The sequence below is a fragment of the Vallitalea sediminicola genome, assembly GCF_054408565.1.
This window is the reverse complement of sequence record NZ_BTPT01000040.1, coordinates 21,432-31,961: the sequence shown is the minus strand read 5'-3', so window position 1 is coordinate 31,961 and position 10,530 is coordinate 21,432. Positions and strand designations below refer to the sequence as shown.

The following is a 10,530-nucleotide window of genomic DNA, read 5'->3' as shown; positions in this document are numbered from 1 at the left end:
AGGGGCTGTCAGCCCCTTTTAGTATTAAATTTATATTAATCTTACTTATTTGCACGCCACTCATCATATTGCTTTTGAAGTTCTTCAATTACTTTATCTATTCCTGCATCTTTTAATTTCTCTACAGCTTTTGGAACATATTCAGTAGGATCAACTACACCTAAATAAAGAGATGAATTTACTTCTTCAGCTACATTAGTAACAGCTGACATTGTAGTCTTAACTTTTGATAAGTCAGGAGTAAATCCTAATGAAGGTGCATTGATACATGAGTTATTGAATTCTTCGAATTTTTCCCATTTATCATCTGGTGTACCTTCTATTGAATAAGTGTTGAATAAGTTACCGATAGAAAATCCTGGGAACGTATATGATTTTTTACCTTGCTCAGTCTTAGTAATATGTTGATCATCAACTTTATTATAATGAGTTCCTTCAATACCGTAATCAATTAGATTAACTACATAATCATCAGTATATAATAGATTCAAGAATTCCATTGCTTTTTCTGGATACTCAGAAGTAACTGAAATACCTTGCATAGCACCACGAGTTGAACTATTATTTGCATAAGGCTCATGTACAGGCATAATTGCTATCTCTGACATACTGAAATCTCCATCATGCCATATCATTTCTGCATATGGTTGATAATGTGCTTTTGCTATAAAATAGTTTCCTGATTTGTTAAAATCTCCAACTGTATTAATTGCTGCATCTGGATGAATGAATCCCTTTTCATAATATCTGTGCATTGTCTTGAATATTTCCATTGCTTCTTCAGTTTCATATGTGTTAACAATCTTTGAATCATCATCAAGCTTTATACCAAATGGTAAATTAGATCCTAAGAAATCATCTATATTAGGAACATATGGAGCACTTTGCTTATCAAGTGTTAATGGCACTATGTCTGGCTCATTATCTTTAATGATTTGTAAATATGGCTCTAAACTTTCTAAAGTAGTTATTTTACTAGTATCAATAGAATATTTATCAGCTAAATCTTTATTGATAATCCACATTGCCTGCCATCCTAATTCCTTATTAGTAGGTAATCCATAGATTTTACCATCAATAGTTGCACCTTCTAAGAATAATGAATGTAGGTTATCTCTAATTCCTGTTCCATACTCGCTTATTAAATCATCAAGTGGAAGTAATGCACCCTTAGATACATTTGAAGCAAAGTCATTAGCCCAAGAACATGAAAACATTATGTCAAAGTTTTCTCCTGAAGCAATCTTAACTTGCATTTTTTGATTGTATTCAGCCCAGTCAAACATCTTGATATCAACTGTAGCATTTATTTTTTCAAGTAAATATTTATTTAATTCTTCTTCAATAAGAGCTTCATCCTTTTGAGGTGTTCCTATTGTATACCAAGTCAGATTAACTGGCTTTTCTTTCTTATCGTCTGAACCTGAATTAGTAGTATCTTTTGAATTATCATCTTTCTTTTCTCCACATCCTACTAACATTGTTGATATAGCTAGCATTAATGCTAAAACTAAAACTAAACTTTTTTTAAACATTATATTTCCTCCCTTTGAATTGAAATTTAATTCTATATTAAATTGCTGATAATAGCAATTAATACACTTATATTAACCTTTTACTGAACCTACTGTAAGTCCTTGTATGAAATACTTTTGAAAAAAAGGATATGCACAAGCTATAGGAACTGTTGATATAACTACAATTGCCATTCTCAATGTTTCAGAAGGTAGCTCGTTGATTTCTTGTTTACTCATACCCATGTTATTCGCATTTTGAATAAGGAACTGCATTTGTTTCTCAATCTTCATCAATAAGTATTGTATAGGAGTCACTTTGGCAGAATCAATATATAATAATGCATTAAACCAATCATTCCAATATCCTAAAGTTGTAAATAAAGCAATCGTTGCAACAGAAGGTAATGATATAGGTAATACTATCTTGAAAAACGTTCTGAACTCACCAGCACCATCAATTTGTGATGCTTCAATCATGGAATCTGGTACACTAGTTCTAAAAAATGTTCTCATAACTATAACATAAAAAGCATTTAGCGTTAATGGTAAAACAAGGGCCCATATAGTATTTTGAAGTTTCATAACCCTTGTTACAACTAGATAAGTTGGAACAAGTCCACCACTAAAAAGCATAGTAAAAAATGCCATGTAATTGAAGAAACTCTTATATCTAAAACACTTCCTAGATAATGCATAAGCATAGAACGCTGTAACTGTAACACTAATAATAGTACCAACTACTGTTATAAATACGGATACACCAAATGATTTTATGATTTGTGTACCTGTTTTGAAAATATATTCATAAGCAGCAAAATCAAATTTTGCTGGAAATAAAGAGTATCCATTAACTCTCAGAACTGCTTCATCTGTTATAGATGACATTATAACTGTTATGAATGGCACAATACACATCAGTGAAAACAAACCAAAAAATATTGTTATAATTGTATCTGATTTTCTAGAAATATTATGGAAACTTCCTTTACTTTTATTTTTAGCCATTTTCTTCACCTCCACTAGAATATTGCGTTTTCTTTATCTACTTTTTTAACGATACCATTTGTAATCATAATCAATATGAATCCAACCGCTGATTGGAATAGACCTGCTGCTGTACTCATACCCACATCACCTGATTTTATCAAACCTCTATAGACATATGTATCTATAACATTTGTTACAGGGAATAGAGGTCCTGATTCTTTTGGTACATTAAAGAAAAGTCCGAAATCAGCACTAAATATTCTTCCAATAGCTAAAATTGTTAGTGTAATAATCATTGGTTTTAAATGTGGTAAAGTAATGTGTTTAATCTGTTGCCACTTTGTAGCTCCATCCAACATTGCAGCTTCATAGTATGCCTTATCAATACCACAGATTGCTGCTAAATAAAAGACTATACTATATCCAAGATTTTTCCAGTTATTAATAAATATTAATAGTAAAGGCCATTTTCCTGGCTCAGAATACCAAGATACCTTGTCCATACCTAAAGAAACTAAAATATTATTAATTATTCCTTTGTCTAAACTTAAGAAGATATATACAAAATATGAAACAATTACCCAAGATAAGAAATATGGAAAAAACATGCTTGTCTGATATACTTTACTTAATTTTTTTCTAGTCATTTCATTAAGCATGATTGCAAATGCTACAGAAAGAATTGTTCCAGTAAGTATAAATATCGCATTATAACCTATTGTATTTCTAACTATTATAAATGCATCACTGGAACTAAATAGAAACTTAAAATTATCAAAACCGACCCAATCACTTTTTAATAAACTGTTAATGAAGCCACCAGGAAAATATCTAAAATCTTTAAATGCAATAACAACTCCAAACATCGGCAAATACTTAAATATAATCAACCATATTGCCCCTGGTAAAATCATTAATAATAAAGCAAAATTTCTTTTAATGTTGCTTGTCATTTTAAAAGTAGTTTTATTGTTAGTTAAATCTTTCACTACCTTTATCACCTACCTGTCTATTTTATCGCTAACGTATGTATATTATATAAGCTACACTTAATATTCTCTAGTTTAAATTGTTTAGTTTTACTATAAAAATATCACTTTATAAGATATTATTATATGTTTTACTTATATTTACCTAGGAATTCATTTGATTTCATAGCAATAAGTTAGCAGTTTATCAACATTGATTGCCGTTTATATGCATATTTCTTGTTCGTTTGCAAATCTTATAGATATTATACAAATATTAGTTTTTACTAATACTCTTTTACTGCAAATATTACAAATCTACTATAAATTATTTATATTTACTAGATTTTTTTTATATATTTTTTTCCGGTTAGTTATATCTTACATTATTGATGGACTAAAAAGTAATTCTATATTATAATATAAACATAATCAACTAGAAACGTTTATTCACGATTGGATGTGTTACAAAATTGACAAAATGGATTTCTAATATAAAAAACCAACTTTTTATAAAAATCATAACTTTTTATTCACTTATTGCAATTATTTTTCTTACATGTTTATCCTGTTTATCTATATATATAATTAATGATAATAAAACCAAAGAAATCAAAAATGCTAATTCACAATTGATTGATGAAACTTATTATACTTTAACTTCAAAATACAATACTTCACAAAACATATTAAACAATCTATATGTTAATAACTCTTATGTTGATTCAGTGTTAGCTTTTCTAGAAATTGGCTATCCTGAGTTTTATACTTATTCAATAAAAAGCTATTTTGATAATAATATATCTCATTTTGCTAAACTTAATGCATATTTAGAAACTTCAATATTACAAGATCAGGATATAGATAGCATAATGTTATATAGTATAAAAAATGACTTTGTTTATACGTTTAACGATAGTACACAATCAAAGTATTATAATAGCGATACAGAAGTATTTAATAGTTACCAAGAAATATTAAGTGATTATCCCTTGAATGAAAAAGTAATATTTAAAACAGGTTTTTCTGAAGATAATCCCGAATCCAGTATTTTCAGCTATATATTAACTATTCAGAATCCAATTTCATTAAGACCAGTAGGAAAGATAATCATAAATTATAACAGCAACAGTATTTACAGTAATATAACAACTAATTCAAATAGCATTAATCCTGGACATGTCTTAATACTAACTAGTAATAATAATGTAGTATTTGATTCCTCCAATAAATACAATCAAGAAAATATTGATCCTAACATAATTAGAAATTCGACTCTTAAATATGAATTAATCAACTCCACATATGTTAAGTCCATCAAGAATACTGACGCAGATACAGTTATTTTAGGTATTATACCCCAAAAAATCATACTTAACTATATCAGACCCACAATTTTGTTGATTTTGTTAGTTACTATAATATGTATAATAGCTATTATTGGTTTGTCCATTTTATTTACTGCATCATATTCAAACCGTTTGCGTAAAATAACATCAGCGATAAAAAAAGTGCGTAATGGTGATTTATCTGCAAGAATTAAAACAGAAAACAAAAAAGATGAGTTAGCAGCAATTGCCAATAATTTTAATCGGATGTGCGACGACCTTGATAATTATATAGAAAAAGTATATGTATATCAAGTTAAACAAAAAAGTGCTGAATTAAAATCTCTTCAAGCACAAATTAATCCTCACTTTTTATATAACACTTTGGAATCAATTAGAATGAGAGCAGCAGTTAGTGGCGCAATTGATGTTAGTGAAATGATATATATACTTGCTACATTCTTCAGGAATTCATTAAAAACCGAAACTGTTACTACTATTGAAAAAGAAATAGAACACTGTAAATTATATTTAAAACTCTTTCAAATCAGATATAACAATAAATTAACTGTGAATGTTAATATTGATGAATCAATGCTGTCATACAGCATAGTTAAATTATCACTACAACCAATTGTAGAAAATTATATTGTTCATGGAATAAACTTAGATGCATCAAACAATAGCATTACCATAAATAGCTATTTCAAAAATAAAGATATCTATATTGAAATAAAGGATAATGGATGCGGTATAGAGGAAAACGATTTAGAAAATATTAAATTAGCTCTTGAAAATAAAATACAGCCTACAAGCATAGGGATATTTAATGTTCACGAGCGATTACGAATCGTATATGGTGATTCTTATGGACTAAAAATTTCATCTCATAAAAATATCGGAACAAAAGTGACAATTCATATACCTGCAAGAAAGAAAGGAGATTTATAATATGTATAACGTTTTATTAGTTGATGATGAACCTTTTATTGTTGACGGACTTGAAGTATTAATAGATTGGGCTAAATTAAACTTAACAGTTGTTGGTAAAGCTTACAATGGTAGGGATGCCCTTGATTTCATGAAATTTACTCATGTAGATATTTTGATTACTGATATTAAAATGCCAAAAATGCAAGGTCTGGAACTTATTGCTGAAGCCAAAACCCTCAATCCTAACTGTAAATGTTTGATACTAAGTGGATATAATGATTTTGAATATGTTAAAGAAGGTATTAAACTTGGAATAGAAAACTATCTAACAAAACCAGTTAATACAGAAGAATTGACCTCAACACTAGAAGAAACAGTTATTAATCTAGATACAGCAACATCCAAGGTTGTTTTTACACCTGATAATAGTGAATGGCATATATTAAGAGGCAATATCTTATCTAGATGGGTTAATGATTCAATCACTTCAGAAGAACTTCAAAATAGGGCAGATATGCTTCAAATCATTACTGATAGTTCATGTTATAGTGTAGCAATAATTAATATTACGTTGGATAACAATATAAACACTCAAGTATCTAAGATATATAACATCTGTTATAACTATATAAAATCAGATACTAAAATAATGTCCTTTGAAGACATGTATGGTAATTTTGTATTAATATTCACTCATGAAGAATTCCATGATAGAGAATCATATATATTAAATATTCTTAATAATATATATGATAATATAACTTCACTTAACGTAAAAGTACATATAACTCTAGGACCAACAGTTATATCTTATAAAGTGCTATCTAAAAGTTATAAGACTGCAAGAAAACTTTTTGAGTATTTTCTGATATATACTAGTAAAAAAGTCATATGTAACGATATACTAGATGATAATAAATTAAAAGTTGAAAACCTAATATCAATAGATCATACCTTCATTGCATCTTCCCTGGTATCTAAAAATAAAGAGGAATTATTTAACTATATAGACGAACTTTTTGATGAAGTCATTAATATACCTGGAATAACTCCAGAACATCTTAAAATGATTGTTTTAAAAATCTTATTGACATTATATAAATCCATGAGCAGTCAATTTGTTTTATTTCAGAATGAAATTATTAATCATCAATCTAATCTATTATCTAATATCCATAATATAAATGACTTGGGAATATTAAAAGAAACATTAAAAGACCTATTTATCTTTATAATAGATAGGCTTAATGAGAAAGAAAACTCCACTAGTCCAGTAGTATATCAAATACTAAAATACATTCATAAAAATTATAGTAAAGAGCTCTCTTTGAAAACTCTAAGTTTTAAGTTTAATATTAATACAACTTACTTAGGTCAGCTATTCAAAAAGGAAACCGGTGTTTCTTTTCCTAATTACTTAAATAATTATAGAATTGATAAAGCTAAAGAATATCTATTGGAATCTAATCTTAAAACAGCTCAGATAGCTAAAAAAGTTGGTTATATAGATCCTAACTACTTCTATAGGATTTTCAAAAAATATACAGGTGTCTCTCCTACTGATTATAAGACCTTAAAATAAGATTAGCAAAGGGGGGCTGTATCAAAAATACAGCCCCCTTTGTCTTGTAATCTATTTCAATATTAACTTGAATGTTTTAATTTCGTATGGTTTTATTACGAATTGGAATTCACCATTTGAAGTTTCTATGTTATTATAAACTTCTCTTTCTTCTAAATCGCATTCCACAACTTCTTTTATTTCTTTAAAGAATTTAATCGTAGCATTAGTTCTTCTATTATAACATTCATGTACACGAATTATAATATCATCACTATATTCTCCTTGCTTAACAACTTCAGCAATAACGTTATCACTATCAATATTTACAAATGATAACTCTTTAGGCATTGTCCCTTGATTGGAGTCAACTACACAAGTGTGTACTGGCACATTGATTTCATATGCTTTTTTAACAGTACCACCATCTTTCCAATCACCAATATGAGGATACAATGAATACTTGAAGTTATGAACTTCTCTATCAGCATCTTCATTAGGTACAGTTGCTGATTTTAATAATGTTAATCTCATGTTACCATCTTTTATGTCATGACCATACTTACAATCATTCAATAAACTTACACCATAATCATCTTCTGACAAGTCAGCCCACTTGTGGCCACATACCTCGAATTTAGCAGTATCCCAACTTGTATTCCAATGTGTAGGTCTTTCAACATTACCAAACTGAATATCATAAGTAGCTTTATCTGTATGAATATCTACAGGGAATGCTGCTTTTACAAGTATATGTTTTTCCTTCCAGTCAATAGTAGTATCAAAATCAATTCTTGGTATATCATGATAGATAGTCATTAATTGAGTTATTGTAGATTCTAAGAATTTCCTTTTAATTTCTAAAGTTGCCTTTAAGGAAGATCTTTCTATTACATTAATACTTTCTACATCATCCATTTCCCACATTTTTTCTTGATAATATATATTAATATCCCATGCATCCCAGTTATGAGGTTTATCTTCAAATGCTTGAAGAACATTACCTCTCTCACCATCTTTTAATACTTGTCTATTAACTCTCTTATCTAATAATGAAATGATATGTCCTTTAGCATCTAATCTTATATCGAAGAATTCATTTTCTAGATGATTATTATCAGCTACTAATTCATTAGCAGTTTTAACTTCTTCATCTCTTATGTTAAATACTTTATAACCTTTTGCAGGTATATTAGCATAAAAGGTAACAACGCCATTATTATAAGTAGTTAATAATTTTTCATCACCGTCATATACACTTATCTCTGCTGGATATTCAAAATCAATTATTTCTGCTCTATCAAATGATAATGGATTAAACACTACAACGGATTTTTCATCTATATTAATATTTTTAGCAATAGCATCTATAGAGCTATCTTTAATTTCATTTCCCTTAGCAATTATTTCTTCATATTGCTCTTTAGAATCATCATACACCTTTTTAATTGATGAACCAGGTATTATATCATGAAACTGATTAAGGCAAATAGTTTCCCATCCATTATATATATCATCTTTTGGATAAGGTGTTCCATCTACTAAATTAGCCATAGTTGATAACCACTCAATATCCTCATATAAAAACTCAGATTTTCTATTGTAACGTTTGTTTCTTGCCATACTAGTCAGTGTACCTCTGTGGTATTCAAAATATAATTCTCCTACCCAGCTAGGTAATTTATGATTATCAGATACATTTTTATCTAGTGTCTCAAAGAAATCTGTAGCTGTAGTCAACTTAACCGCTGGACAACCTTTTATTCCTTTTTCAAGACGTTTTGAAATCTCTAACATATCTTTAGTTGGTCCACCACCACCATCACCGTAGCCATAACTAATAAGTACTTCATCACTTAATTCTTTTTGTTGATATCTCTCCCAAGCACCTTTAACTGAGTTTGGATCAATATATCCATTATATGTTGTAAAGAATCTTTCTGGTAGATCATCAAAATTAGCTGTTGTGATAAAGTGAGATAAAATCTTAGTTCCGTCTAGACCTTCCCACTCAAAAGTATCATAAGGTAATTTATTATATTCATTCCAACTGATCTTTGTTGTCATAAAATAATCTACAGAAGATTTTTTAAGAATCTGTGGTAATGCTGCACTATAGCCAAATACATCAGGTAACCATAGAATTCTATTTTCCATTCCAAATTCGTTTCTAAAGAATTGTTTACCATAAACAACTTGTCTAACTAAAGATTCACCTGAACTTAGATTACAATCTGCTTCAACCCACATTGCACCTTCCGGTTCCCAACGTCCTTCTTTAATACGTTCTTTAATTTGATTATATAAATCTGGTCTATCTTCTTTCAAGAATTTGTATAGTTGTGGCTGGCTAGACATGAATACATAATCATCATAGTGATTCATAAGTTCTAGAACTGTTGAAAAACTTCTTTGAACCTTTAATCTTGTCTGATCCAAATCCCATAACCAAGCTACATCGATATGTGTATGTCCAACACACTTAGCAACTACACTCTTATCTCCACAGAACTCATGATAATATTTATCTTCAAGGTAATCTAACGCATCATTAATACTGTCATAGAATTCTGAACTATATGGTTTTCTTAAGTCAACTTTGTTAACAGCATTAGTTAAAAATTTTATAGTATCTATTCTATCTTTATTTTCTTTTGGAAGTAATTTTATTACTTCTAGAGGTACATATATATCATAATATAATTTTTCTACTACATCATCAAATACACTAACTACATTTCTACATTCTGACAAACTATCAATTGTTCCACTATATGCTTGTAGATCAACAGTGTATTTTTCACCTAATACGGATTTATTACTTAAAATTATTTCAGTATGGTTTATATCAAGTCCCTGCACTAATTTACCATTAACAAAAATAAGGAATTGAGGATTATTTGCATCCCATTCGCCTTCTTTTCCTGTAAGTACTTGATATACCAATTTCTTGTTTGCATATTCTTCTGTTACATTGAATTCCCCACGAAACCAAGCATATTTATCTTTTCCGCCCCATCTATCATCTTTACTAAATGTCTTCCAAGGCTCAGCAGATTCATCTGCTTCTCTTATCTCTTTGTATAATCCTTCCTTCATCTGGATTGACTCAAGAGTGTTTTTTTTCACATATCTTAATTCCTTCATTTCTTCTAATAACTTACCTATTCTTTCTATTTCAAAAAACATTGAAAAACCTCCTTTAATATTTTTATGATCTCAAGTATCTATTTATT

The 10,530-nt window shown here is 28.8% G+C and carries 6 protein-coding genes; 2 read left to right on the top strand and 4 right to left on the bottom strand.

All coding sequences use genetic code 11. The features are described from left to right. Window positions 1–41 precede the first annotated feature (41 nt). The 3 genes from ACX6CF_RS17265 to ACX6CF_RS17255 form a co-directional block, all read right to left on the bottom strand. Window positions 42–1,535 (bottom strand): ABC transporter substrate-binding protein, encoded by a 1,494-nt coding sequence (locus ACX6CF_RS17265; protein ID WP_458786604.1) that lies wholly within the window; start codon window positions 1,533–1,535, stop codon window positions 42–44. A 72-nt stretch (window positions 1,536–1,607) separates the two neighbouring features. Beyond that, window positions 1,608–2,522 carry a carbohydrate ABC transporter permease gene (locus ACX6CF_RS17260; RefSeq protein WP_458786603.1) on the bottom strand — a complete coding sequence of 305 codons (915 nt, stop codon included), beginning with the start codon at window positions 2,520–2,522 and terminating at the stop codon, window positions 1,608–1,610. Window positions 2,523–2,536: 14 nt separating this feature from the next. Then, window positions 2,537–3,457 carry an ABC transporter permease gene (locus tag ACX6CF_RS17255; RefSeq protein ID WP_458786605.1) on the bottom strand — a complete coding sequence of 307 codons (921 nt, stop codon included), beginning with the start codon at window positions 3,455–3,457 and terminating at the stop codon, window positions 2,537–2,539. A gap of 488 nt (window positions 3,458–3,945) precedes the next feature. Between ACX6CF_RS17255 and ACX6CF_RS17250 the strand changes: the two genes are divergently transcribed. Then, window positions 3,946–5,751 carry a sensor histidine kinase gene (locus tag ACX6CF_RS17250; RefSeq protein ID WP_458786602.1) on the top strand — a complete coding sequence of 602 codons (1,806 nt, stop codon included), beginning with the start codon at window positions 3,946–3,948 and terminating at the stop codon, window positions 5,749–5,751. Between the two features lies 1 nt (window position 5,752). Continuing rightward, a complete protein-coding gene (locus tag ACX6CF_RS17245; protein WP_458786601.1) occupies window positions 5,753–7,315 on the top strand; it encodes a response regulator transcription factor in 1,563 nt (520 codons plus the stop codon). A gap of 51 nt (window positions 7,316–7,366) precedes the next feature. Here the strand turns inward: ACX6CF_RS17245 and ACX6CF_RS17240 are convergent, their stop codons facing one another. Then, window positions 7,367–10,483, bottom strand: coding sequence for an alpha-mannosidase (locus tag ACX6CF_RS17240; RefSeq protein WP_458786600.1), 3,117 nt, complete (start codon window positions 10,481–10,483; stop codon window positions 7,367–7,369). Between the last annotated feature and the right edge of the window lie 47 nt (window positions 10,484–10,530).